At 65.1% G+C, this 24,245-nt stretch carries 25 protein-coding genes; 7 read left to right on the top strand and 18 right to left on the bottom strand.

What is annotated here, in order from left to right:
- Positions 1-32 precede the first annotated feature (32 nt).
- From sufU to PSV26_RS04950, 8 genes are all read right to left on the bottom strand, one after another.
- Positions 33-482, bottom strand: a complete 450-nt coding sequence (sufU, locus tag PSV26_RS04985; RefSeq protein ID WP_300568477.1) for a Fe-S cluster assembly sulfur transfer protein SufU — start codon at positions 480-482, stop codon at positions 33-35.
- Positions 482-1,735, bottom strand: coding sequence for a cysteine desulfurase (locus PSV26_RS04980; protein WP_300568474.1), 1,254 nt, complete (start codon positions 1,733-1,735; stop codon positions 482-484). The genes sufU and PSV26_RS04980 overlap by 1 nt, the downstream gene beginning before the upstream one ends.
- A complete protein-coding gene (gene sufD / locus PSV26_RS04975) occupies positions 1,732-3,057 on the bottom strand; it encodes a Fe-S cluster assembly protein SufD (RefSeq protein WP_300568471.1) in 1,326 nt (441 codons plus the stop codon). Before sufD ends, PSV26_RS04980 begins: the two co-directional genes overlap by 4 nt.
- Entirely contained in the window at positions 3,054-3,863 is an 810-nt protein-coding gene (sufC, locus tag PSV26_RS04970; protein WP_300568468.1) for a Fe-S cluster assembly ATPase SufC, read from the bottom strand. The genes sufD and sufC overlap by 4 nt, the downstream gene beginning before the upstream one ends.
- Positions 3,860-5,296 (bottom strand): Fe-S cluster assembly protein SufB, encoded by a 1,437-nt coding sequence (gene sufB / locus PSV26_RS04965; RefSeq protein WP_300568465.1) that lies wholly within the window; start codon positions 5,294-5,296, stop codon positions 3,860-3,862. The genes sufC and sufB overlap by 4 nt, the downstream gene beginning before the upstream one ends.
- A gap of 72 nt (positions 5,297-5,368) precedes the next feature.
- On the bottom strand, positions 5,369-5,728 hold the full coding sequence (locus PSV26_RS04960) for an iron-sulfur cluster assembly accessory protein (protein ID WP_300568462.1): 360 nt from the start codon (positions 5,726-5,728) through the stop codon (positions 5,369-5,371).
- 589 nt (positions 5,729-6,317) lie between these two features.
- Entirely contained in the window at positions 6,318-8,345 is a 2,028-nt protein-coding gene (locus PSV26_RS04955) for an acetoacetate--CoA ligase (RefSeq protein WP_300568459.1), read from the bottom strand.
- A 177-nt stretch (positions 8,346-8,522) separates the two neighbouring features.
- The gene (locus PSV26_RS04950; RefSeq protein ID WP_300515693.1) at positions 8,523-8,987 is read right to left on the bottom strand and encodes a hypothetical protein; all 465 of its coding nucleotides are present in this window, start codon (positions 8,985-8,987) and stop codon (positions 8,523-8,525) included.
- 177 nt (positions 8,988-9,164) lie between these two features.
- Between PSV26_RS04950 and PSV26_RS04945 the strand changes: the two genes are divergently transcribed.
- From PSV26_RS04945 to PSV26_RS04935, 3 genes are all read left to right on the top strand, one after another.
- On the top strand, positions 9,165-9,779 hold the full coding sequence (locus tag PSV26_RS04945; protein WP_300568456.1) for a TetR family transcriptional regulator C-terminal domain-containing protein: 615 nt from the start codon (positions 9,165-9,167) through the stop codon (positions 9,777-9,779).
- Positions 9,780-9,992: 213 nt separating this feature from the next.
- The gene (locus tag PSV26_RS04940; protein ID WP_300568453.1) at positions 9,993-10,877 is read left to right on the top strand and encodes an alpha/beta fold hydrolase; all 885 of its coding nucleotides are present in this window, start codon (positions 9,993-9,995) and stop codon (positions 10,875-10,877) included.
- 194 nt (positions 10,878-11,071) lie between these two features.
- Positions 11,072-12,358 carry a solute carrier family 23 protein gene (locus PSV26_RS04935; protein WP_300515684.1) on the top strand — a complete coding sequence of 429 codons (1,287 nt, stop codon included), beginning with the start codon at positions 11,072-11,074 and terminating at the stop codon, positions 12,356-12,358.
- A gap of 41 nt (positions 12,359-12,399) precedes the next feature.
- Here the strand turns inward: PSV26_RS04935 and PSV26_RS04930 are convergent, their stop codons facing one another.
- On the bottom strand, positions 12,400-12,747 hold the full coding sequence (locus PSV26_RS04930; protein WP_300568450.1) for a hypothetical protein: 348 nt from the start codon (positions 12,745-12,747) through the stop codon (positions 12,400-12,402).
- A 180-nt stretch (positions 12,748-12,927) separates the two neighbouring features.
- On the bottom strand, positions 12,928-14,238 hold the full coding sequence (locus PSV26_RS04925) for a hypothetical protein (RefSeq protein WP_300568447.1): 1,311 nt from the start codon (positions 14,236-14,238) through the stop codon (positions 12,928-12,930).
- Between the two features lie 133 nt (positions 14,239-14,371).
- On the opposite strand from PSV26_RS04925, the gene PSV26_RS04920 reads away from it, so the two are divergent.
- Positions 14,372-14,794 (top strand): hotdog fold thioesterase, encoded by a 423-nt coding sequence (locus PSV26_RS04920; protein WP_300515674.1) that lies wholly within the window; start codon positions 14,372-14,374, stop codon positions 14,792-14,794.
- A gap of 69 nt (positions 14,795-14,863) precedes the next feature.
- Here the strand turns inward: PSV26_RS04920 and PSV26_RS04915 are convergent, their stop codons facing one another.
- Positions 14,864-15,430 (bottom strand): cob(I)yrinic acid a,c-diamide adenosyltransferase, encoded by a 567-nt coding sequence (locus tag PSV26_RS04915; protein WP_300568444.1) that lies wholly within the window; start codon positions 15,428-15,430, stop codon positions 14,864-14,866.
- 147 nt (positions 15,431-15,577) lie between these two features.
- Here PSV26_RS04915 and PSV26_RS04910 point away from each other — a divergent pair, with 147 nt between their 5' ends.
- From PSV26_RS04910 to PSV26_RS04900, 3 genes are all read left to right on the top strand, one after another.
- Positions 15,578-15,904: an EF-hand domain-containing protein gene (locus PSV26_RS04910; protein ID WP_300568441.1), complete on the top strand. Its 327-nt coding sequence runs from the start codon at positions 15,578-15,580 to the stop codon at positions 15,902-15,904.
- A 92-nt stretch (positions 15,905-15,996) separates the two neighbouring features.
- Entirely contained in the window at positions 15,997-17,421 is a 1,425-nt protein-coding gene (locus PSV26_RS04905) for an FAD-linked oxidase C-terminal domain-containing protein (protein ID WP_300568438.1), read from the top strand.
- A gap of 202 nt (positions 17,422-17,623) precedes the next feature.
- Positions 17,624-18,040: a glycine zipper 2TM domain-containing protein gene (locus PSV26_RS04900; RefSeq protein WP_300568435.1), complete on the top strand. Its 417-nt coding sequence runs from the start codon at positions 17,624-17,626 to the stop codon at positions 18,038-18,040.
- Positions 18,041-18,077: 37 nt separating this feature from the next.
- Here PSV26_RS04900 and PSV26_RS04895 read toward each other — a convergent pair whose 3' ends face one another.
- The 7 genes from PSV26_RS04895 to PSV26_RS04865 form a co-directional block, all read right to left on the bottom strand.
- A complete protein-coding gene (locus PSV26_RS04895; RefSeq protein ID WP_300568432.1) occupies positions 18,078-18,386 on the bottom strand; it encodes a hypothetical protein in 309 nt (102 codons plus the stop codon).
- Positions 18,387-19,424 (bottom strand): adenylate/guanylate cyclase domain-containing protein, encoded by a 1,038-nt coding sequence (locus tag PSV26_RS04890; RefSeq protein ID WP_300515656.1) that lies wholly within the window; start codon positions 19,422-19,424, stop codon positions 18,387-18,389.
- Positions 19,425-19,675: 251 nt separating this feature from the next.
- Positions 19,676-21,115 (bottom strand): hypothetical protein, encoded by a 1,440-nt coding sequence (locus PSV26_RS04885; protein WP_300568429.1) that lies wholly within the window; start codon positions 21,113-21,115, stop codon positions 19,676-19,678.
- Positions 21,116-21,137: 22 nt separating this feature from the next.
- Positions 21,138-21,998 (bottom strand): hypothetical protein, encoded by an 861-nt coding sequence (locus PSV26_RS04880; RefSeq protein ID WP_300568426.1) that lies wholly within the window; start codon positions 21,996-21,998, stop codon positions 21,138-21,140.
- Between the two features lie 42 nt (positions 21,999-22,040).
- Complete coding sequence (locus PSV26_RS04875) at positions 22,041-22,517, bottom strand: hypothetical protein (protein ID WP_300568423.1); 477 nt, start codon at positions 22,515-22,517, stop codon at positions 22,041-22,043.
- Between the two features lie 24 nt (positions 22,518-22,541).
- Positions 22,542-23,183 (bottom strand): penicillin-binding protein activator LpoB, encoded by a 642-nt coding sequence (locus tag PSV26_RS04870; protein WP_300515647.1) that lies wholly within the window; start codon positions 23,181-23,183, stop codon positions 22,542-22,544.
- 297 nt (positions 23,184-23,480) lie between these two features.
- Entirely contained in the window at positions 23,481-24,197 is a 717-nt protein-coding gene (locus PSV26_RS04865; protein ID WP_300568420.1) for an alpha/beta hydrolase, read from the bottom strand.
- Positions 24,198-24,245 lie beyond the last annotated feature (48 nt).

Raw genomic sequence — 24,245 nt, 5'->3', positions numbered from 1 at the left:
TCCTTTCTGGGGGTCGGCAGTCATCAACAACATCAGGCTTCAGTACTGGCCGTGCCCTGCGAATTGAAGGCGGCCTGCAGTGTGTGCCACGGCAAGATCGCGCACTTGACGCGGGTGGGCAGGTCGCGCACGCCGGCAAACACCGCAAGCCGCCCGATCTGGTTGGGCTGGCTCAGGTCGAGCTTGCCGGTGGCCATGGCCAGGAACTCCTGGGTCAGCGCCTGGGCCTGCTCGCGCGTCTTGCCCTTCACGGCGGCCGTCATCATCGAGGCCGACGCCTTGCAGATGGCGCACGACTCGCCGTGGAACGCGATCTCGTCTATGGTCTCGTCCTGCAGTTGCAGGGCCACGCTGAGGTGGTCGCCGCACAGCGGGTTGTGGCCTTCGGCGTGGTGGCTGGGGTGTTCCAGGGTGCCGTAGTTGCGCGGCTTTTTGTTGTGGTCCAGGATGACTTCCTGGTAGAGCGCTTTGTAGTCGGCCATTAAGCAAACACTTTCTGCACGCCGCGGATGCCGGCCACCAGCGCATCAACTTCCGCCATGGTGTTGTAAAAGGCAAACGAGGCGCGCGTGGTGGCCGCCACCTTGAAGCGCGTCATCACCGGCTGCGCACAATGGTGGCCGGTGCGCACAGCGATGCCCTCCTGGTTCAGCAGCGTGCCGACGTCGTGCGGGTGGATGCCGTCCAGCGTGAAGGACAGCACCGCCGCCTTGTCCTGGGCGGTGCCGATCAGGCGCAGGCCGGGCAAGTCATTCAGCTGGCCGGTGGCGTACTGCAGCAGTGCGTGCTCATGCCGGGCGATGGTGTCCATGCCGATGGCCAACAGGTAATCGACCGCCGCGCCTACCCCGATGGCGGCGGCAATCGGCGGCGTGCCGGCTTCGAACTTGTAGGGAATCGTGTTGTAGACGGTGTTCTCGAACGATACCGACAAAATCATGTCGCCGCCGCCCTTGAAGGGTTGCATTTTTTCAAGCAGCGCCGCCTTGCCGTAGAGCACGCCAATACCAGTCGGGCCGCACAGCTTGTGGCCCGAGAAGGCGTAGAAGTCGCAGTCGAGGTCCTGCACGTCTACGGCCAAGTGCGGCGCGGCCTGGGCGCCATCGACCAGCACCGGCACGCCGCGCTCGTGCGCCATCGCAATCATCTGCTTGACCGGGTTGATGCTGCCCAGCGCGTTGGAAACATGGCTCACGCCGACCAGTTTGGTGCGGGCGTTGAACAGCGGCTCGAAGTCATCCAGGCACAGCTCGCCGGCGTCGTTGATCGGCAGCACGCGGAGGATGGCGCCGGTTTCTTCGGCCAGCATCTGCCACGGCACGATGTTGGAATGGTGCTCCAGCGTGGTCAGGATAATCTCGTCACCGGCCTTGATGAACCTGCGGCCGTAACCGTGCATCACCAGGTTGATGGCCTCGGTGGTGCCGCTGGTGAAGATCACTTCACGCACGTCGGGCGCGTTGATGAAACGCTGCAGCTTTGCGCGCGCTTCCTCGTAGGCGGCGGTGGCCCGTTCAGACAGCGTGTGAACCGCCCGGTGGATGTTGGCGTGCTCGGTGGTCTGGTAACGCACCAGCCGGTCGATGACTGGCTGCGGCATCTGGCTCGACGCGGCGTTGTCCAGGTAGACCAGCGGCTTGCCTTCGACCTCGACCTGCAGGATGGGAAAGTCGGCGCGCACACGCTCGACATCGTAGGCCGGCGTGACGTGTGTTGGCTCGGCGCGTGCGTTCATGGCTGGTTGCCGGTTTGATCCAGCATGCGCTGCTGCAGCTGGTGCTTGAGCGAGGGCACGGGAATGCGCTCGATGATCTCGGCGCCGAAGGCGTAGGTCAGCAGCTGGCGCGCGGCGCTCCCAGACAGGCCGCGGCTCTGCAGGTAGAACACTTCTTCGGCGTCGAGCTGGCCAATGGTGGCGCCGTGCGTGCATTTCACGTCGTCGGCAAAAATCTCCAGCTGCGGCTGGGTATCCACTTGCGCCCGGCTGCTCAGCAGCAGGTTACGGCTGGACTGCGCGGAGTCGGTGCGCTGCGCGCCGGGGCGAACGATCACCTTGCCGTTGAACACCGCATGCGCGCTTTCGCCTGCAATGCACTTGTGCAGCTGGCGGCTGGTGCCGTGCGGCTGGGCGTGGTCAATGCAACTGTGGGTGGCGGCCAGCTGGCTGCCGGCCAGCAGCGCGAGGCCGTCGACCGCGCACTCGGCGCCCTCGCCCAGCACCACGCTCAGGTGGTAGCGCGACAGCTGCGCGCCCATCGCCACGCTGACCGACTGGTAGTTCGCCGAGCGCCCCACCGACACCGCGCAGTTGGCGATGTGAAACGCGTGCCTTCCATCGCGCTGCACGCGGACGTGCATGAGCTGCGCCTGCTCAGCCAGCACGATTTCCGTCACCGCGTTGACCAGGTAGGCGAGGTTGGCCGCATCCTGGAGCGCCACGTAGTCTTCGATCAGCGTCACGCGGCTGCCCGCTTCGGCCAGCACGAGGCAGCGCGGATGGCTGAGCGCGCCCGCCTGCGTGGCCACGAACAGCAGATGCACCGGCGCGGCAAGCGCCACATGACGCGGCACCATCACGACCGCCAAATCCTGCAAGAAAGCCGTGTTGAGCGCGGCAAACACGTTGTCACCCAGCATCTGCCGCGCGCCCAGTTGGGCCTCCAGCGCGGCGGCATGCGTGGCCATGGCGGTCGGGAGGTCGGTCACGACCACGCCACCCTCGGGGGCTGGGCTGGACAGCTGCGGCGCATAAACACCATCGACAAACACCAGCCGACATGCAGCGTCGTCAAGGGCAAACGGCGCGATGTCGGCGGGCTGCAGCCGGGGAGCCGCGAGCACCGGCTGGAACGTCAGCCGGTGCAGGGGCGCCAGGTCGGTGAAGCGCCACGCCTCGTCGCGCAGCGTCGGCATGGCGAGCGCGCCTAAAGCGGTGTGCGCCTGTTCGCGCAGCGCGTTGACGTGCGCCCAGGGGCTGGGCGCCCGCGGCTGCTGGCCGGCCAGCAGCGTTCCCAGGTGGTCCACCACGGGCGGACGAAGGGCGGTGGTGCTGCTCATGCGCTGACCTCTTCGGCTCGCGCTCCGTCCGCCGCTTCGTGCTCGGCGCTGACCCAGTCGTAGCCGCGTTGTTCGAGTTCCAGCGCGAGTTCCTTGCCGCCGGTCTTGATGATGCGGCCGGCCTCCATCACATGCACGAAGTCGGGGACGATGTAGTTCAGCAGCCGCTGGTAATGCGTCACCAGGATGACGGCGTTGTCGGGCGTGATCAGCTGGTTCACGCCCTGCGAGACGATGCGCAGCGCGTCGATGTCCAGGCCGGAATCGGTCTCGTCCAGAATCGCCAGGCGCGGCTCCAGCAGCGCCATCTGCAAAATTTCGTTGCGCTTTTTCTCGCCGCCCGAAAATCCTTCGTTGACGCTGCGGTCCAGAAAGTCGGGGTTCATCTCGAGCAGCAACATTTTCTCGCGCACGAAGTCGTCAAACTCCAGCGGGTCCAGCTCTTCCCGGCCGCGTTGCGCCTGCAGCGTGTTGTAGCTCAGGCGCAAAAACTGGCTGTTGGCCACGCCGGGGATTTCAATCGGGTACTGAAAACCGAGGAACATGCCAGCCAGGGCGCGCGCCTCGGGCGCCAGCGCCAGCAGGTCCTGGCCTTCGAACTGCACGCTGCCGGCGGTGACCGTGTAGGCCGTGTGGCCGGCCAGCACCTTGGCAAAGGTGCTCTTGCCCGAGCCGTTGGGGCCCATGATGGCGTGGATCTCGCCGCGCCTGACCGTCAAGTCCAGACCCCTGAGGATGTCGATGCCGTTGACGCTGGCGCACAGGCCGCGCACGTCGAGTAAAACCGGGCTGTTGGGGTGAATCATCCGACCGCTCCTTCGAGTTTGAAGCCGAGCAGCTGGGTCGCTTCGACCGCGAATTCCATCGGCAGTTGTTGAAAAACGTCCTTGCAAAATCCATTGATGATCATGGACACCGCCGCTTCGGCGCTGATGCCGCGCTGGGCAAAATAGAACAGCTGGTCTTCGCCGATCTTGGAGGTCGAGGCTTCGTGCTCGACCTGGGCACTCGGGTTGCGCACCTGGATGTAGGGAAAGGTGTGCGCGCCGGACTTGTCGCCGATCAGCATCGAGTCGCACTGCGAATAATTGCGCGCGCCAGTGGCCGTGGGCGCCACCTTGACCAGACCGCGGTAGCTGTTGCTCGACTGTCCGGCCGAGATGCCTTTGCTGACGATGGTGCTGCGCGTGTTCTTGCCCAGGTGGATCATCTTGGTGCCGGTGTCGGCCTGCTGGTGGTGGTTGGTCACCGCCACCGAATAGAACTCGCCGACCGAGTTGTCGCCGCGCAGAATCACCGACGGGTACTTCCAGGTGATGGCCGAGCCGGTCTCGACCTGGGTCCACGAAATGCGCGAGTTCACGCCCTTGGCCAGGCCGCGCTTGGTGACGAAGTTGTAGATGCCGCCCACCCCGTTTTCATCGCCCGCGTACCAGTTCTGCACCGTCGAGTACTTGATGTCGGCGTTGTCCAGCGCTACCAGCTCCACCACCGCCGCATGCAGTTGGTTGCTGCTGAAGGCGGGCGCGGTGCAGCCTTCGAGGTAAGACACCGAAGCGCCCTCTTCCGCCACGATCAGCGTGCGCTCGAACTGGCCCGACTCCTCGGTGTTGATGCGAAAGTAGGTCGACAAATCCATCGGGCACTTGACCCCCTTGGGGATGAAGCAGAACGAGCCGTCGGTGAACACTGCCGAGTTGAGCGCGGCGTAGTAGTTGTCGCCCGTGGGCACCACCGTGCCCAGGTACTGCTTCACCAGTTCCGGGTGCTCCAGCACGGCTTCGGACATCGAGCAGAAAATGATGCCGGCCTCGGCCAGCCTGGCCTTGTAAGTGGTGGCGACCGACACGCTGTCAAAAATCACGTCGACCGCCACGCCAGCCAGCGCCATGCGCTCGTGCAGCGGCACGCCGAGCTTCTCGAAGGTGCGCAGTAACTCGGGATCGACCTCGTCCATGCTGCTCAGCTTGGGCTTTTGCTTGGGCGCCGCGTAGTAGCTGATGGCCTGAAAATCGATTTTCGGGTAATGCACGTTGGGCCAGGCCGGCTCGGTCATCTGCAGCCAGGCCTGGTAGGCCTTGAGCCGGAAATCGAGCAGCCAGGCGGGCTCGTTTTTCTTGGCCGAAATCATGCGGATGGTTTGCTCGCTGAGCCCCTTGGGCGCGACATCGGATTCGATGTCCGTGACAAAGCCGTGCTTGTAGGGCTGGTTGACGAGTTGCTGCAGTACTGCACTCATGGTGATCCTTCTGGCTTGTGTTATGGCTGGAAGAAAGCGCGGCCGGTGAGGCCCTGACGTCGCCTGGGGCGGTTACGTCGCTTGCGTTGGGACGGGGCCGGCTTTTTTCTTGACGTTGAAGCTTTCGCCGCAGCCGCATTCGCTGTCGACGTTGGGGTTGTCGAACTTGAAGCTCTGCTTCAGGCCCTCGGTGACAAAGTCGATGCGTGATCCGTCGAGAAATTCAAAGCTGGCGGGATCGACCACGATGCGCGCGCCATGCGACTCGAAGCTGTGGTCCCCCGGGCCGAGCTCGTCGATCAGCTCAAAGGTGTGCGCCAGGCCGGTGCAGCCGACTTTTTTGACGCCAATACGCAGGGCAATGCCCTTGCCGCGCTTTTCAAGCCGGCGCTGGATCTGCAGGGCTGCGTTCTCGGTCAATGTCATGGTCATGGCTCAAACTCCTGGGTTGCTGCCGGGCCGCCGTCTGCGACCGCCTGGTTATTCTTTCGGGGAGGGATATCCCTGATAAAAGAATGGATACCCAACTGATTTAGTCAACTATAAGTATCCCGACTAATTTAGTCAACCATGACATCTTCGCCATGAAGGAGGAGGGGTGACTTGGCACGACAGGGCACGGCATGGCGCGCGGGAGTCCGGCCGGTAACCGCGCAGACCACAGTCGCCACACAGGACGAGTACGCCCGAGCCACGTCCCAACCCGGTTGGAGCCGTCGTATCGGAGCTCAGGGGCGACTCGATTCAGGTGGCCGGGCCCCGGTCTGCGCGGTCGGCGGCAGGCAGAGGCTGGCGGAGTATTTGCCAGCTACCTGACCTGCATAGGCATGTGGGGAGCTTGCCTGCGAGCCTGATTCCGGTTTTCGTATTTTTTGACGCCGCCGTTCGCGCCCTTGTTTGGCAGGCTATTGCTGCAGGAAGCGGCGGCGCCCGGATTGCTGGCGGCGCTGGTGCGGGGGCTCGGGGCATCGTGCTGGTCAACCGCAAGCCGGTGGCCTGACGCGGCTGGCCTGCCTGCGGGTCAGCCCGGTTGGGACGCCCGGGCTGCGGCGAAAGCCACATACCAGTCCAGACAACCGGGGTTGGCCATCGCGTCGCGGTTCACCACCTTGTCGATCGGCTGGCCCAGCAGCAGTTTCTTGATCGGCAGCTCCTGCTTCTTGCCCGACAGGGTGCGCGGAATCTCCGGCACCTGGAAAATCTCATTGGGGACAAAACGCGGGGACAGTGCCGTCTTGATGGCGTGGTTGAGCCTGGCCTTCATCGCATCGTCCAGGGCTACGCCTTCGCGCAGCACCACAAACAGCGGCATGTAGCTTTCGCGGCCCAGGTATTCCAGGTCCACCACCATGGCGTCGATCACTTCCGGCAGGGCCTCGACCGCGCTGTACAGCTCGCTGGTGCCCATGCGCAGGCCGTGGCGGTTGATGGTGGCATCCGAGCGGCCGTAGATGATGCAGCTGCCCGAGGGCGTGATCTTGAGCCAGTCGCCGTGGCGCCAGACATTGGGGTACATGTCGAAATAACTCGAGATATAACGCGCGTTGCCGGTATCGCCCCAGAAGTACAGCGGCATCGAGGGAATCGGCTGGCTGCAGACCAGCTCGCCGACTTCGCCGATCACCGGCTGGCCCTGTTCGTTCCAGGCCTCGACCGCGCAGCCGAGCAGGCGGCACTGCATCTCGCCCGGCACCTGCGGCAACTCTCGGTTGCCACCGATGAAGGCACCCGCGAAGTCCGTACCGCCCGAGATGTTGCACCACCAGATGTCCTGTTGCGCTGCGGTTCTGGCAATGCGCCGGAACTGCTCGGTGCCCCAGGTCTGCGCCTCGGGCGACAGCGGCGAACCCGTGGTGCCCAGCGCGCGGACGGACGAGAGGTCACCACAGGTCGACAGGTCCACACCGGCCTTCAGGCAATTGCCAAAAAATGCCGCGCCGGCGCCAAAAAACGTCACGCCCAGTTTTGCGCCGAAACGCCACAGGGTGGTCCAGTCCGGCTTGTCCTTGCTGCCGCCGGGGTTGCCGTCATAGATGCAGCAGGTCGTGCCGTTGAGCAGGCCACTGACCTGCGCGTTCCACATGACCCAGCCGGTGGAGCTGTACCAGTGGTAACGCTCACCGAGGGAGTTGGCCGCGTAGCTGCAGCCGATGTCGTTGTGCAGGGTCTTGAGCGCCAGCGCCACCAGCACCGTGCCGCCATGCCCGTGCACGATGGGTTTGGGCAGGCCGGTGGTGCCGCTCGAATAAACGATCCACAGCGGATGGTCGAACGGCAGCCAGAGCGGTTCAAACGCCGAAGTTTTCGCATCATTTTGGGCGGTAGCGCTTTCAAACCGTGCGCTGTCAGCTATGAAATTTGTAGCGTCGAGGTTGTAGTGGACGATCACATGCTGCAGCGATGGCAGGGCCGCGCGGATCTCCGCCACCACCGCCGTGCGGTCCATGTCGCGCCCACCGTAACTCACGCCATCGCAGGCAATCAGCACCTTGGGTTCGATCTGCCGGAAGCGGTCCAGCACGGCATTCGTGCCCATGTCGGGGGCGCAGATGCTCCACACGCCGCCTATGCTGACCACGGCCAGGAAAGCCACCGCGGTCTCGGGAATGTTGGGCAGGTAGGCCGCCACGCGGTCGCCCGGCAGCACGCCCTGGGCTTTGAGGTGCAGCGCCAGCGACGCCACCTGGCGGCGCAATTCGGGCCAGCTCAGCTCGCGTGCGGGCGAGCTGTCCAGGCTTTTTTCGTTGTGGCTGAGCAATGCGGGAAAACCCGCCGCATGGGCGCTGTCGACATGCCGGAACACCTGCTGCGCGTAGTTGAACTGGGCCCCGGGAAACCAGCGCGCACCCGGCATTTTGGCCTCGACCAGCACGCCGGTCGGCGGCGTGGGCGACTGCAGTTTGAAATAGTCCCAGATGCTTTGCCAGAAGGCGTCGAGGTCGGTCACCGACCAGCGCCAGAGCGCGTCATAGTTGTCAAAAGACAGCTGGTGCGTGTCGCGCAGCCAGTTCTGGTACAGGCGGATCTGGGGAAGGTAGGGGACGCTCATGAGTAAAGCTTAGCAGGCCCTCCGCCGCACGGGCATCCGCCTTGGCGACGGGCAGGCGGGTTGATCACCGCAAAAACAGAAGGCCGCCAGAAGGCAGCCTAGAGGCGGGTCAAGACCCGCTGCGTGATGGCAGCAGGCGCTGTTGACGCTCGCTGCAACCGGTGCAGAACACGTCCCTTATTTGGGCGTGCCCTTCATCATCATTTCAACGTCGGTCATGGGCACCATGCCGTTTTTGGTCGGCTTCATGCTTTTCCACATCGCCATCTGATAACGATTCCACTCCTTCGAGGAAACCATGCCGTCGCCATTGGTGTCCATGCTGTTCATGGCCGTGTTGTCCATTTTGGCGCCGACCTTCATCTCGGCCTTGGCGGCGGGCGTGCCACCGGAGGCAGACGGATTGATCTGGGCGTTGGCAGCAGCGCCGCCGGAACCGGCCACGGGGTTTTGGGCGGACAGGGTCGAGCCATTGGCCTTCTTGGCGTCAACTTTCATCTCGGCCTTGGCGGCAGGGGTGCCACCGGATGCGGTCGGGTTGGTTTGTGCGGAAGGCGTGGCAGCCACGCCAGCGGGTGCCTGGGCAAAGGCAGCGGTACAGGCCAGGGCGGCGAGGGTCAGGACAAGGGATTGCTTTTTCATGGGGTCTCCAAAAATGTGAGAGCGATGTGCTCAAACTGATCATTGCCCGACCAGCGCGGCCTGGCTGTAGGAGAAACGCCGCGCCGACCGTCAGGGTCTGTCGGGTCCTCGGCCTCGCCCCTCAGCCAAAAAAAGCGTGTCCACCCAAAAATCGCACGACTGTGCTAATATCTGCTCATGGATGCCAGAACCCAGAAAAGCGAGATGACCCGCGCCGCCATTGTGGGTGCGGCGCTGGATCTCGCCTTGGCCGAGGGACTGGAGACCATCACACTGCAGGCTGTGGCCGACCGCCTCGGTCTGTCCAAGAGCGGGGTGTTTTCACGTATCGGTTCGCGCGAGGCCCTGCAGAAAGCCGTGATCGACGAGTTCGGCAGGCGTTTTCTGGCCGATGTGTTTGTACCCGCCGTCCAGCAACCCAAAGGCCTGCCGCGGCTGAACGCGATTGTGCAGCGCTGGATTGTGCGCACGCGGGACGTGGAGGCGCATACCGGCTGCGTGTACAGCGCCGGCGCCTTTGAACTGGACGACCGCGAAGGCCCCCTGCGCGACCACCTGCACGGCGAGATCACACGCTGGCGCGCCGCGCTGCGCCGCACCATCGTGCAGGCCGTTGAAAGCGGCGACCTCCGGTCAGACACCGACCCCGAGCAGCTGGTGGCCGAAATCTACGCCCTGATGCTGGGCCTGATCCACGACACGCGCTTCCTGCGCGACCCCCGCGCCTCGGAACGGGCGCAGGCCAGCTGGCAGCGCCTGGTCAAAAGTTACCAGCCAAGTTTCCAGCCATGATTTTTTGTCAGCCCCACAAGGGCTTTTTGTTGGTCCATATTTCGCACAATCGTGCGAAGAAAGGAAACTGCCATGTTGTTCCTCCTCCTCGCCATTACCGTGCTGGCGGCCGGCCGTGCCGCGCAATCCGCCCTCGCATCGCTGCGCTGCCTGCCGCACAGCAATGAAGACTGGATCTGGTACTGAACCGGAAAAACCAACCAGGAATTTTCCATGACACGCACCTCACTTGAAGCCACCGCTGCCTTCTATGGCGCCAGCCCCGTGACCCGGCTGTTCCGTTGGGGCCTGCGCGCGTCGCAGCACCTCTGGCCGGCCCTGGCCGTGCGCGCCGCCCATCGCCTGTTTGGCACACCCCTGCCGCCCCGATGGCTGCACCGGCGCAGAAGCTGGTCGCAAGACTGGCACATCATCCAATGGTCCTTCGAGCACGCCTGCCTGACCGTCTATGACCGGCCGGTGGCGCCGTATGGCCCGCTGGCGCTGCTGGTGCATGGCTGGGGCGGCCACGCCGGCCAGATGCTGGCACTGGCGGATGCCTTGCGGGCGCAGGGGCTGCGGCCGGTACTGCTTGAAATGCCGGCACACGGACGCAGTGCGGGCTCGACCAGCAACCTGCCGCAGTTTGCGCGTGCCATCGACTACACCGTGGCACGCCTGCGGCAAGAAGGCCACCAGGTGCACGCGCTGGTTGCGCACTCGCTGGCTGCCAACGCCAGCGCCTACGCGGTCAGCCGCGGCCTGCCGGTGGATAGATTGGTGCTGCTGGCACCGCCGGCTTCCCCGCATGAATACACCCGCCTGTTCGCGCATGTGTTTGGCCTGCGAGAAACCACCCGGGCGGCGATGCAGCAACGCATTGAAGCGCGCGAAGCCATCCTGATGCCGCAGTTCGAACCCGCCGCTGTCGGCCCGCGTATCACCCTGCCCACGCTGGTGGTGCATGACCGGCAGGACAGCATCAACCCTTTTGCCGACGGCGTGGCCTACAGCGAGACGATTGAAGGTGCACGCCTGCTGGCCACCGAGGGCCTGGGCCATCGCAGGCTCCTCAAGGACGACGCGGTGCTGGGACAGGTCGCCGCGTTCCTGGCCTGAAACCAGCCATGCGCCCAAACCCTCGCCCGGGCGCGCACCGGACACGGCGGGCCTGCACGCGATAGGGCTGTTTCAGCAAAACTTCGCCTGAAAATACGCAACCCTTGCGGCGCCAGCACAGCCATCAAACAGCTTGTGCGCGCCCGCCATAACCCCTAGCATTGCCCCATTTGACAAAAACTGGAGGGAATGCCATGGGGATGCTGGACTGGACAGAGAAAAGCAGCGCGGTGCTGCAGCAGGGCGGGGTGATCGGGCCGGATGAACGCCTGCCCTGGCCGCAAACGGCGGTGATGGGTGTGCAGCACGTGATTGCGATGTTTGGCGCCACGGTGCTGGCGCCCATCCTGATGGGTTTTGACCCCAACATCGCGATCCTGATGAGCGGCGTGGGCACGCTGATCTTTTTCCTGATTACCGGCGGCAAGGTGCCCAGCTACCTCGGCTCCAGCTTTGCCTTCATCGGCGTGGTGATCGCTGCCACCGCCTACGCCGGCAAGGGGCCCAACCCCAACATCGGCGTGGCACTCGGGGGCATCATCGCCTGCGGCGTGTTGTACACAGTCATCGGCGCCATCGTGCAGGCCATCGGCACCGGCTGGATCGAGCGCTTCATGCCACCGGTGGTTACCGGCGCCGTGGTGGCGGTGATCGGCCTGAACCTGGCCGGCATCCCGATCAAGAACATGGCCGCCAGCAACTTTGACTCCTGGATGCAGGTCGTGACCTTTGTCAGCGTGGCACTCGTCGCCGTGATGACACGCGGCATGGTGCAACGCCTGCTGATCCTGGTCGGCCTGATCGTCGCCACGCTGGTGTATGCGGTGTTGACCAACGGACTCGGGCTGGGCAAGCCGGTGGACCTCTCGCCGATTGCCAATGCCGCCTGGTTCGGCCTGCCCGGCTTCGCCGCCCCGGTGTTCAGCGCCAATGCCATGCTGTTGATTGCGCCGGTGGCCATCATCCTGGTGGCGGAAAACCTCGGCCACATCAAGGCCGTGACCGCGATGACCGGCAAAAACCTCGACCAGTACATGGGCCGCGCCTTCATCGGCGACGGTGTGGCGACCATGGTGTCCGGCGCCTCGGGCGGCACCGGCGTCACCACCTATGCTGAAAACATCGGCGTGATGGCTGCCACCAAAATTTACTCAACGGCGGTGTTTGTGGTCGCCGGCCTGATTGCGGTGGTGCTGGGCTTCAGCCCCAAGTTCGGTGCACTGATCCAGGCCATTCCGCTGCCGGTGATGGGCGGCGTCAGCATCGTGGTGTTTGGCCTGATTGCGGTGGCCGGCGCCAAGATCTGGGTCGACAACAAGGTCGATTTTTCCGACAACCGGAACCTGCTGGTCGCAGCCATCACGCTGGTGCTGGGCACCGGGGACTTCACACTGAAGTTCGGCCAGTTTGCGCTTGGCGGCATAGGGACGGCCACCTTCGGCGCCATCTTGCTGTACGCCCTGCTGAACCGCCGGAAGTAGCAGGAAGCGGCCCCAGCGGCCGCCCGGCTCGGGGTGCGCTGCTACTTGGCCTTGGCCTTGGCCAGGGCTGCCTTGGTATCCGCGAGTTCGCGCTCGACATCAGCGCGTTCGTCAATTTCCTGTTCCAGCAGCTCGTTGACATGCGCGAGATCCTGGGCAGACTCCTGGATCTTGCCTTCGAGTTCGCTGGTCTTTTGTAGCGCCTGGGCCACATCGCCGGTTTGGACACTCCCGGGAATTTCCTGTTTGAGCACCGCGTTGATCACAAACAGTTCGGCGCCGGACTGTTTCACGGTTTGCTCGACCGTTTCGTTCCGATCAAGCGCGCGCTCCAGCGGCGTATCTCCAGAGGGGGCAGACGACGGGGACGGTTGTGACGGCTTGGACATGATGAACACCTCGGGAAAAATGGGAGTGATCTGGCAGCGCACGACGACCGACGGGTGCAACGCCACAAAGACGCCTGCGTCCCCTATGTTAACCAGATGCACTTTCCGGGGCCAGCGGTGCCCACACGGCCGGGCTTCAGGCGCCGTCTGGAATCGACGGGAGCGGCGGGCCGGTTCCGCTCAGGGGGCCGTTCCCGGCGCAGCGGGTGTGGCCGTGCCGGACTGGCGAGCCGGCCCGGAGTTGAAGATCCTGCCCAGGGTGGCGCCCAGGCGCGCGCCGATCGCTGTCCCGATGCCGGGCAGCACCGCCGTGCCGAGCACCGCGCCGGCCACCGCGCCGCGGGGGACCGACACCGCCACCCTGTCCACCGGCCCGCTGAGCACCAGCGGCACACCGATGATGCCGTCCACCAAGTCCACCGCGAATTCGGCCTCGATGTGCCGGTTGGCCAGCCGGGCCTGGCCGGAAGCACTCAGAGCCCCGGAACGGGCCTTGATTCCGGTGAATTGCATCACCATGCCGCGCGGCGTGTTCTGGGTGTCGAGCTGGCCGGACACGGTGTCGAGCGGTGTTTGTCCCGCATGATCCTCGCCGAGGCTGCGAACGGCCTTGTCCAGATCGACGCGCAACAGGGTGGACGCACCCATGGTGAACACTGTTTTTGTATGCAGCGACTGCGCCAGTCCGACCAGCGTCTCCGCCTGTGCCGACAGCACGGTGTTCCCCGAAGCCTTGCCGGCGATGACCGGCTTGCGGTTGAAGGCGGTGGCCGCGCTGGCCACATCGACCCCACGGGGCTGCAACTGGCCGTTCAGCGCGAGGCGGCCGTCGGTACGGCTCTGCAACTGGACCTCGCCATCGGCCGTGCCACCGCCCACATGGCTGCGGATGGCCCAGCGGTCTTCCTGTCCTTGCCGGGTCAGGCTCAGGTCGGTGGCCGGCGTGACACCGGGGCGCCGCAACACCGCCAGGCGCGGCCGCCAGCCCGGATCGAAATCGATCTCACCGTCATACACCACCGCCACGCCATAACGCGACAGCCAGGTCAAGTCGCGAAACTCGAAACGTGCCAACGGCGTGGCCCCGGCCTGCGCAGCTTCAGCAGCTTCTGCGGGGGCGCCGCGCAACGCTCCGTCCAGCGCCCGCAAGGACAGCTGCGGCACCACCGCGCCGTCGAGTTCCACACGGTCCAGCACCACACGCCGCTGCAGCAAGGCAGCCAGCTCCGGATAGGCGGTGAGTTTTTTGACGGTGATGGGCTGCGGCTGGTCGGTCGCCAAGTCTTCCATCACGATGGCCGGCACCGGCAGCAGGCGCCAGTGCAACGCACCCAGCCGCACCGGTACGCCGAGCCGGGCCTGCAACTCGCCAGCGGCTTGGGCGGCCAGATCGTCGTCACTGGGGATGAGCCAAACCAGCACCAGCCACAAGGCCCCCAGCAGTACCACCAGACCTCCTGCCACCACCATCCATGTTTGCCTGCGTGCCATGCTGCCTTCCGCGGTTGTTGCCCCGTCTGTCACCTGTTTTTGCCAGCATACGAGACCGGCCGCGCGCCGCTTGTAGGCCGCAATCTCTTTATAGTCTGGGCTTCAAGCCTTTTTGAAGCCCTGTGGAACCACGATGCGTATCTGGAAACAAGCCATTTCTGTCGAGCTGCTGACCCTCAACAACGCCAACAGCGCGGTGACGCACCTGGGCATCGAATTCCTGGAGGTCGGCGACGACTTCATCCGGGCCCGCGTGCCGGTCGATGAACGCACGCGCCAGCCCTATGGCCTGCTGCACGGCGGGGTGTCGGTGGTGCTGGCTGAAACGCTGGGCTCCTGCGGCGCCGCCTTTGCGGCGCCCCAAGGCCACCGCACGGTGGGCCTGGACATCAACGCCAACCACCTCAAGGGCGTCACCAGCGGCTGGGTCATCGGGACCACCCGTCCGGTGCACATCGGCCGCAGCACCCAGGTCTGGGCCATTGAGTTGACCAACGAGGCCGGCGAACTGACCTGCGTCTCGCGCATCACCATGGCGATGCTGGCGCCTCGTTAAGAGTCAAATCGGCCTTGAGCCCTTATGGGACGAGCGCAAACAGCTATCAATACAGTAGCGATGCGCAGCTCAGTCCGCCGCCGTGCGGGCCATGCGTTCGCTTTTCCAGTACACGTCGTCGCCGCCGTTCATGCGGTTGAGCACGCGCGACAACACGAACAGCAGGTCGCTCAGGCGGTTCAGGTACTGACGTGGCGACTCGTTCAGCGTTTCGGCCTTGTCCAGGGCCACCACCGCACGTTCGGCGCGCCGGGCCACAGTGCGGCACACATGCGCCAGCGCGGCGGCGCGCGACCCGGCCGGCAGGATGAACTCCTGCAGGCGCGGCAAGGTGGCGTTGTATTTTTCGAGTGCCGCATCCAGTAGCGCCACCGCCTCGGGCTTGAGCAGTTCGAAGCCGGGAATCGACAGCTCACCGCCCAGGTTGAAGAGCTGGTGCTGCACCTCGACCAGCAGTTCGCGCACGTCGGCCGGCATCTCTTCACACAGCAACACGCCGATTTGCGAGTTCAGTTCATCCACATCGCCCATGGCATGCACACGCAGGCTGTCCTTGGACACGCGGGTGTTGTCGCCGAGCCCGGTCGTGCCGTTGTCGCCGGTGCGGGTGGCTATTTGTGTGAGTCGATTGGCCATGGGTGAATGTCCGGCAGGTTACGCGGGGAAAGAAGATGTTGGGGAACGTCCGATGATGTCAATGAGGCAACAGCGTGCAAGAGTGCTGGCCGGCGCGGGCTCGCTGCGTTGCAATGACGGCTTCTTCAACTTCAAGGACTTGTCTCGATGACGTCTGCTTTTCATTCTATTCCCAACTTCGAGCTCCGCAGTGTTGCACTGCTCGCCGCGCTGACTGTCGGTGCCGCGCTGGTTGCGCACGCGCAGGGCACCGCCCCGGGCACCCCCTCTACCCAGAGTGCTTCCCCACAGTCCGGCCCCCCCAGCCAGGAGGTGGGCGCGGCCTTCATCCGTGCCGATGCCAACAAGGACGGCAAGCTCAGCCGACAGGAGGCTGCCCGTTTTCCCGCCGTCGAGCAGCGCTTTGACCAGATTGACACGAACAAGGACAGCCATGTATCGCGCGAAGAGTTTGAAATCGCGCTGAAGTCCTGAAGCGGGTGGCCAGGCAGCCCGTGGGATGGCGCCGCACGGCCCCCCACGGGCCCGGGACTCGTCGTAAACTGGGGCCTCAGACCGGAGACACCATGAACGCCCCCACCCATCCCGACCACCTGCTGCCCCAACTCAATCTGCGCGCTGTGCCGCAGGCCCTGATCGAGGCCCTGAAAGAGCGTTTTGCCGAGCGCTGCTCCACCGCCCTCGTGGTGCGCGAGCAGCACGGCCGCGACGAGTCCTCGTTTGCAGCGCCGCCACCGGCGGCTGTGGTGTTTGCCGAAAGCACGGCCGACGTGGCCGATGCGGTCAGGCTCGCTGCGCAGTACCAGGTGCCGGTCATTCCCTTTGGTGTCGGTACCTCGCTCGAAGGCCACCTGCTGGCCGTGCAGGGCGGCATCAGCATTGACGTGAGCCGCATGAACAAGGTCTTGTCCATCAACGCCGAGGACCTGACCGTGACGGTGCAGGCCGGCGTCACGCGCAAGCAGCTCAATGAAGAGGTCAAAAGTACCGGCCTGTTTTTCCCCATCGACCCGGGCGCCGATGCCACGATAGGCGGCATGAGCGCCACCCGCGCCAGCGGTACCAACGCCGTGCGCTACGGCACCATGCGTGAAAACGTGCTGGCGCTTGAAGTAGTGACCGCCAGCGGCGAGGTCATCCGCACCGGCACGCGTGCCAAGAAATCATCGGCCGGCTACGACCTCACCCGCCTGATGGTGGGCAGCGAAGGCACGCTGGGCGTGATCACCGAAATCACCGTCAAGCTGTATCCGCTGCCGGAGGCGATCTCGGCCGCGATCTGCTCCTTCCCGAGCATCGAGGCGGCGGTGCGCACCACCATCCAGATCATCCAGCTCGGTGTTCCGATTGCACGTGTCGAGCTGATTGACGCCAACACCGTGCGCATGGTCAATGCCTACGCCAAACTCGGCCTGCGCGAGGAACCCATGCTGCTGATGGAGTTTCACGGCTCGCCCAACAGCGTCAAGGAACAGGCCGAGACGGTACAGGAGATTGCGACGGACATGGGCGGCAACGCCTTTGAATGGGCCAGCACTCCCGAGGAACGCACGCGCCTGTGGACCGCGCGGCACAACGCCTACTTCGCGGCGATCCAGTCGCGGCCGGGTTGCCGCGCGATCTCGACCGACACCTGCGTGCCGATCTCGCGCCTGGCCGACTGCCTGCTGGACTCGGTCAGCGAAGCCGATGCCAGCGGCATCCCCTACTTCCTGGTCGGCCACGTGGGCGACGGCAACTTCCACTTCGGCTACCTGATTGATCCCGACAAGCCAGAAGAGCGCGTGGCGGCCGAGGCGCTGAACCACACGCTGGTGGCGCGTGCCCTGCGCCTGGAAGGCACCTGCACCGGTGAACACGGCGTTGGCCTGCACAAGATGGACTTTCTGGTGACCGAGGCGGGCAACGGCGCGGTGGACATGATGCGCACCATCAAGCGCGCACTGGACCCGCACAACATCATGAACCCGGGCAAGATTTTCACCCTGTGAAGGCCGCGGCGACCTGACGCGCTTGCTGCCGCGCCTTCTCCGCACACCACGATGCGGACGAGCGGAACAGGCCCTTGGGTTTTCTTCAAATTGCTATTGAATTTATAGCTGTCGGCGCCCGATCAACGGGGTCTAGAGGCCATTTCGGCTTGAAATGTGAAGCCCGGCGCGGTATTCTCGTCATTCCAACACGGGAGCCTGCATGAAAACCTTGTCCGCCCTTTCCGTCCTTTCCCTGTTACTCGGCGCTGGCCTGCTGGCCGGTTGCGCCGCGCCCCGTCCACCCCCGGTCAACTACGGGCACCCGGCACTGACCCAGGCGGCGGCAAGCCAGGCAGCGCCCGCACTTCATAACGATGGGGGCCGCGTCGCGGCCGGTGCCGTGATTGGCGGGCTGGTGGGCAGCCGCTTTGGCCAGGGCAATGGGCAGGTCGCCGGTGCCGCCATGGGCGCGGCGGCCGGCGCCATGGCGGCGCAAGGCGGCTACAGCAACGAGGCGGCCGGTGGCGCGCTGGTCGGCGGGCTGGTGGGCAGCCGCTTTGGCGGCGGCAGCGGTCGCACGGCAGCGGCCGCCCTGGGTGCCGGGCTGGGCGCGTGGCTGGCGGTGCCGCGCGAGTAGCAGGACCTGCCGCCCTGACACGGCGAGGCCGCCCGGCTCAAAGCGGTTTCGCAGGTCTTTTCTTCAGCCCTTCGGGCATCGCAAACGTGGCTTGATCCCAGCCCTCGATGTCCAGGATTTTCTTCAGGCATTCCTCCATCAGCTCGTGCGCTTTCTCGGTCGCCGCTGCGATGGTCTTGTGCACGAGTTCGTCATTGGCCGAATCGCTGGCGCAATTCATCTGGTATTCGTACAACTCGCGCAACTCGAAAATGGCGCGGCAGACCTGCGCCGGGCAGGCGCACTGGTAGACCAGCGCCTGGTCAATGACCTTGCTGATCTGCGCGGGATTGAATTGCTCTTTCATTCACGTTGCTCCTGAAGTTCTGGTGAAACCCACTGAAGGGGCAAACACAACACAGTCGATGTCCTTGTCAAACCCCCTGACCGACACACCCGGGAGCGGCCTGGGTTCCGGCATCGACACCCTCGCCGCCACATTCATGCTCCTGGTGGTGACCACTTCACCGGCGTTGGCCAGCCCGCACAAACGCGATGCCAGGTGCACCGTGGCGCCCACCACGTCGTACTGGCTTCGTTGCCCGGCCTGATTCGAGTCCCCGATCAGCCCCGCCAGCACCAGCCCCTGGGCCATGCCAATGCCGAACGGAAATTTCTCGTTGTTGTGGAGTTCGGCAAGTTCGAGCCCGCAACGCAAGGCCAGATAGGACCGCCCCATGCCCCTGAAGACCGCCATGACACCGTCTCCGGTGTACTTGATGACCGATCCCCGGTATTTCTGGATATGCCGCGCCTGTGTGCTGAGCAACTGGTTCAGGTCTTCAAAAAAATCCCGCGGCGGCATTTCCCGGATCAACTGGGAAGACCCCCGGATGTCGGTAAACAGAACCGCGGCATCGAACATTTCGGCTTCTCTGTGGGAGCCCTGCTCAATCAGGGGCAAGGCGCCTTCAGGCACCAGTCTGGCCAGGCGTTCTGCCCGGCTGGTCGCCTCGCGGGAAGACGCCCTGACCCGGAGCATCTCTTCCAGAGTCATGAAGAAACGTTCGTCAGAAAGCGGTTTTTCGATGACAACGTCGATGCTCCGCGTTTGCCTGGCCCAGGCTCGGACAGCCTTGAGCGCGGGACCAGGCGACACGATGACAATCGTGGCGGCCCGGGGAACCATCGCCTTGACCGTGCTGCATGCGCTCAGGCTGTCAGGCTGGTCGGCGTGGTAGTTGAAGATCACCACGTCGGGCGGTTCGGCCTCGAGCACCCTGGGAAGCCCCAGCGTGCTGACGACCGCTTGCACCGTGCCAAAGCCCCGCTCGGCCAAACCAGCCAGAAGAACCGACGAGGTGTAGTCGTCGCTGTCGACAAGCATCAGGCGGGAGTTTTTCATCGTCTCTGTTTTTACGCCTGCGAACGGTGCCACGCTGAAAATGTCAAGGCTGATGGCGCTGCACGCCAAGGCCAGGGGTCAATCCTTGGGCCACGAAGCTCAGCCGTACCGGCTTGTTATCGAGGATTTTTCATCCTACCTGAAAGCGTTTTCTGGCGTAACTGCGGGGGCCTTGCACCGACGGGGAGAAGCGGACGGCGCCGCGTCAGGAGCAGGAAACCGCACGCGGGTCCTGGTGGTCTGTCAGCCGGTCAATTCACCAGCGAAGCTTCGATCTCGCGGCGAAACACCGGGTCGCGCGGGTGCGCGCCGGGCTCGATCGGGCCGGCCTCCGCCTGCAGGCTCAGCGGCGCCAGCGAGCGGCCCCAGTAAAGCTGGCACGACGGGGTATTGACCAGTCGCGCTGCCGTCATCTGCGATGCGCTGCCGGCCGTGTCCAGGGCCACACTCAAACTGCTGGCCGCTGATTTCTGCGCGCCCGTTCCCACCCATATGGTGGCGGGCAATTGCTCCCAGTCACGGATGTCGGCCTGCGCCTGCGTGGCATTGGCCATGCCCTGCGCCACCAGGCCGGCGAACAGCCCGATCATGCCAATGCCTGCGGCATCGCGGTTGCCGGTGGTGGCCGCGGCGAGCAGCCCGATGTCGCCCACCGCGCTGGCCACCGTCGCCACGCCTTGCGCGCCCTCCTTGAACGAGGCCTTGCCGTTAAGCACACCGTCGATGGGCCGGCCGCCGCGCGTGGTCGCCTGAAAGCCGAGGTCGGCGCCCATCACGAAGCTGCCAACCGCACAGTCCAACGTGCCGGCGGCGGTACAGGCGCTTTTCGCCGTCGGCACCGGCAGCTCATGGGACTGCCACTTGAGGATCTCGCCCGACTTGCCGCTGCCGTATTTGTAAGGCGAGCGGCCGCTTTCAAACAGCACCAGCACCGGCTGGTCAACGCGGACCGCGCTGTAGTTGCCATCGCCCTTGATGGCCTGCTGCAGGAAATCCTGGGCCATGCCGGTGTTGCCATCGCAGTAGCTGGCCCAGCCGGCCATGAAAGGCATCAGGCCGAAGTCACCGGCGTACTGCTCGGCCTCGGCCACCGTGTCCTGGTAGTCGGCCTGCTTGAACAGGGCGCGTGCGTTCTGGAAGTCGCCTTTGGCCGCGTACACCAGGCCGCGGTAGAAATGCGCCATGGCACGTTCATAAGGCTCACCCTTGTAGTCCTTGATTTTTTCGGCCGTCCAGAGCGACTTGGCTTTTTGCGCCTCGGGGTTGTCGGCATAAATCATCTCAATGCGGGTGACGGCAGCGTCGAAGGCCTTTTCTGCCAGGTCGATGTTGCCCAGCGACAGCGCCGCCATGCCGATGCGCTGGAAGTTCAGCGTGGCATTGCGCTCGCCTTCGATGTACAGACGCTGGAACAGCGGCCGCAGTTCGACGCTGGGCATTCTTTCGGCAAACACCGCGGCAGCGGCCAGTGTGTCGGGCGGCACCGGCGCGGCCGGTGCCCAGCGCCTGGCGGGCTTGGCCCGCCCCTGGGCGGCGGCCTGGGCCGCCGCCTGCTGCTGGGCCGGCTGCAGGGGCGCCTGCATCAGGCTCTGGAACATGCCGCCAAACTGGGCCTGCGCCGGGCTCGCCAATACCGCCGCCAGCAGCACGGCAGCGCCACGGTGGGTCCTGAAGAACGACCGCTTCATCATGAAAACTCCCCTGCTGGTCTGGTTATCGGGCCAATGCCTCGCCAAGCCGGGCCAGCGTCTGTTCGGCCACCAGCTTGCCGGTGTCGCCCACGGTGACGGGCTTGACGATTTCACGGAAGCCGCCGCGCGGGTCGGCCTCGAAGCGGGGCGCGGCCCTGGGCGCGTCTTCGGGCGGGCGGCCGTTCATGTAGCCCTCCGCCAGCACCACGCCGTCGGCCAGGCGCTTGATCGACACATAGGTGGCCCACCCGGTGGGCGACGATGCATCACGCGTGTTGAGCACTTCCATCAACAACCTGGCGTTCTGCGTCAGGGCCTCGGTTTCGACCTGCTGCGTGTCCAGGCTGCCGCCCTTCTGTCGCGCCGCGGTGGTGCGCATGACCACGTTGCGGTCCACCAGCCGGACACCCGATGCCGCGAGGGTCTGCATGAAGGCGCTGCGCATCTGCAGGTCCACACGTTCGACGGGACCGCTGCGCTGCGCCTGCTGGCTTTTGACCTCCTGGGAGGTGATGGTGGTGTTGCCGACCACCGCGCCGCTGACCTGCGCCGCGGCATAACCGGGCACACGCACCGCCTCCCCGCTCGACGCGCCGGCGCGCAAGGTGTCTATGCTGACCTGCGAGGCACTGCCTTGCTGCAGCACGTCGGTGAACTCGCGGTTCCACAACACCGCCATGGCCGGGCGGCCCGCACGCGCGTAAGCGCTGCTGAAAGCCGCGCGGTTGAACTGCGGCCCGGTGGTGACGACCACCGGGGGCGGCGTGAGCGTGTCGGGCATGTCCCGGCGGTAAGCGCTTTCAGGAATGACGGGGGCCGGGGCCTGCGCAAACGCGGCGGCAGCCAGCACGGCCAGGCCAAGGGACAGGGCAGGACGCTTCATGGAAAGCCTCTTTGGGTGGGGCGGCCGGGCGGCCTGCCTTTTTTATTTGAGCGGCACCTGGTAGGTCTGACCCGGTGCGAATTGCGACTGGCCGCGGTTGCCGTCGTTGATGTCCACCGCCACCTTGTCGGTTGCCTGCGAGATGGCCGACTCGCCGTAGGTCGCCTGACCACGGGGCGCCAGGAACACGGTTTTCCAGGCGCTGGGCGGCTCGCTCTGGCCGCGGTTGCCGGTAAAGCGCGTGCGCATGGTCAGCACCACATCGACATCGGAGCAGTTGTAAACCGTGGTCTGCACGGCGGCCAGGCCGGTGCCGGTGCGCGAGGTGGAGATCTCCTGCACGCCGATGACCTTCGCGAGTTCGGGCGAGAGCACGGCCACCGACACCAGGTGCGGCGCACCGGCCTGCTGCTCCCAGGTCCGACAGCCGGAAAAAGTCGGGGGGGTGGACTGGGTCTGGGCGCAGCCGGCCAGCACGGCCACAGTCACACCTGCAAGAAGAAGAAGAAGACGGATCATGCGCAAAGCTCCCTGTGGTTCTGGTCAGCGGTAAATCACGTCGTCGGCCGCGGCGCGGGCAAATTCATAGATGCCGCTCCAGACGATTTCGCCGGACTCCAGGTCCGTCATCTCGAAGGCGATCTGCGTGTAACGCTGGATCATTCCGGTCCTGGTGTTGCGGCTGTCGAGCGAGCCGATTTTTCCGGAGAGCCGGTAGTCGGCGCCGAGCTGCGCCTTGGTCAGGCCGGTGGTGCCGACATCGGTGGTGCCGCTGCGCTTGAGCGCGCGCTCCTGCTCGATCATGGCCGTGTTCTGGCGGTTGATGAACTGCATGCGCGAACGCGCGGCGCGGTTCAGGTTGACCATCAGGCGCTGGGTGATCAGGTTCTTGTTGATCGCCTGCGAGCTTTCGTTGACGAAGTACTGGCTGTCGATGATGACGCGCGGGCGCTTGCCGGTTTCGGCAAAGACCTGCTCGGCCAGCATGTCGCGCATCATCTGGTCGGTCATGGCCAGGATGTCCTGGCTTTCGACGCCGACGCCGGACACCGGCCCCTTGCGGCCCGGGTCGACATCCATCGACGAAACGCCGGTGGCGTTTTGCAGGGGCGGGTTGGTCTGGCAGGCGGCCAGGCTGCAAGCCAGCAACAACAGGCAGGCGGTTTTGGCGGAAGATGAATACATGGGGGTTCTTTCCTGACAACGGGGGCACAAACGTCCGGTCAACGAACGCCACCGGCAACCCATCACTCCAAATGTCAGCCGCCGGTTACAAATTAGTATGGCCGTGGGCCGCCGCGCCAACCATCCCATGAACAGGTGAGCCCGCTGGGACCCGCGCGAGAAGCACACGTGCGCGCGCCACCAGACCGGCCGAAGCGCCTGGCCGGCTGCAACTTATTCACGCCGGGGGATGTGGCCGCGCCGAGACAGGGATTGATCCAATCGGCCAACCGGCCAGCCGTCAGGCCGCGCCGGGCACTACTGCGGCTTGCCGAGCCGCTCCGCCACCACCTGCAGCACGGCCGGGTTCCAGCCCATTCCGATGTGGCTGCCCTTGACCTCGACATCGCTGACCTGCGCACCGGTCTTGTCATGGCGGCAGCTTTGCCAGGCAACCACGCCGTCGGAGCGGCTGTAGATCGAGGTGGTCGGCACGGGCGGCGGGGTACGCAGGCGCTCGCTCAAAGCCGGGTCGGTCGCCGGCGCAGCGCCATTGAGCAGGCGAAACAGCCAGCCAGCATACGTGTGGTCAGGTGTGCCATTGAACGGGGTGCCGATGGTGATGACCTGGCGCAGGCGGGGCGCCATCAGCTTGCCCAGCTCGCGCGCGTAAATCCCGCCCAGGCTCCAGCCAATCAGCGTCGCACGCTGCGAATGTCCGTCCAGCAGGCCGGACACATGCTCCGCCAGTTCGGCCAGCCAGGTGTCAATATCCCCCTGCGGACCGGTGTTGAAACCCCGGCCCCAGTCCATCGCGCTGTAGCCCAGGATGTCGCAATAGTCGCGTAGCGGCGCCACGGCCGCACCATCGGTGCCCAGGCCGGGGAAGATGATCACCGGGTGTCCGTCGCCGGGCGGCACCGGCGCCCGGCGGGCCAGTTTGTGCTGCGCAAATTCATAGGCGGCGCGCCAGGGCTCGGTGCCAAGCAAGGCCAGCGAGGGACGGGAAATCGGCTGGGGGGCGGTGGGGTTCATGGATCGGCCTGAAATAGTCAATGCCGCCATGATGTCTGCGGGCCTGTG

The organism is Polaromonas sp. (assembly GCF_029945685.1).
Classification (GTDB): domain Bacteria; phylum Pseudomonadota; class Gammaproteobacteria; order Burkholderiales; family Burkholderiaceae_C; genus Polaromonas.
Note: the sequence above shows the minus strand (reverse complement) of the source record. Positions and strands in the feature narration are given on the sequence as shown.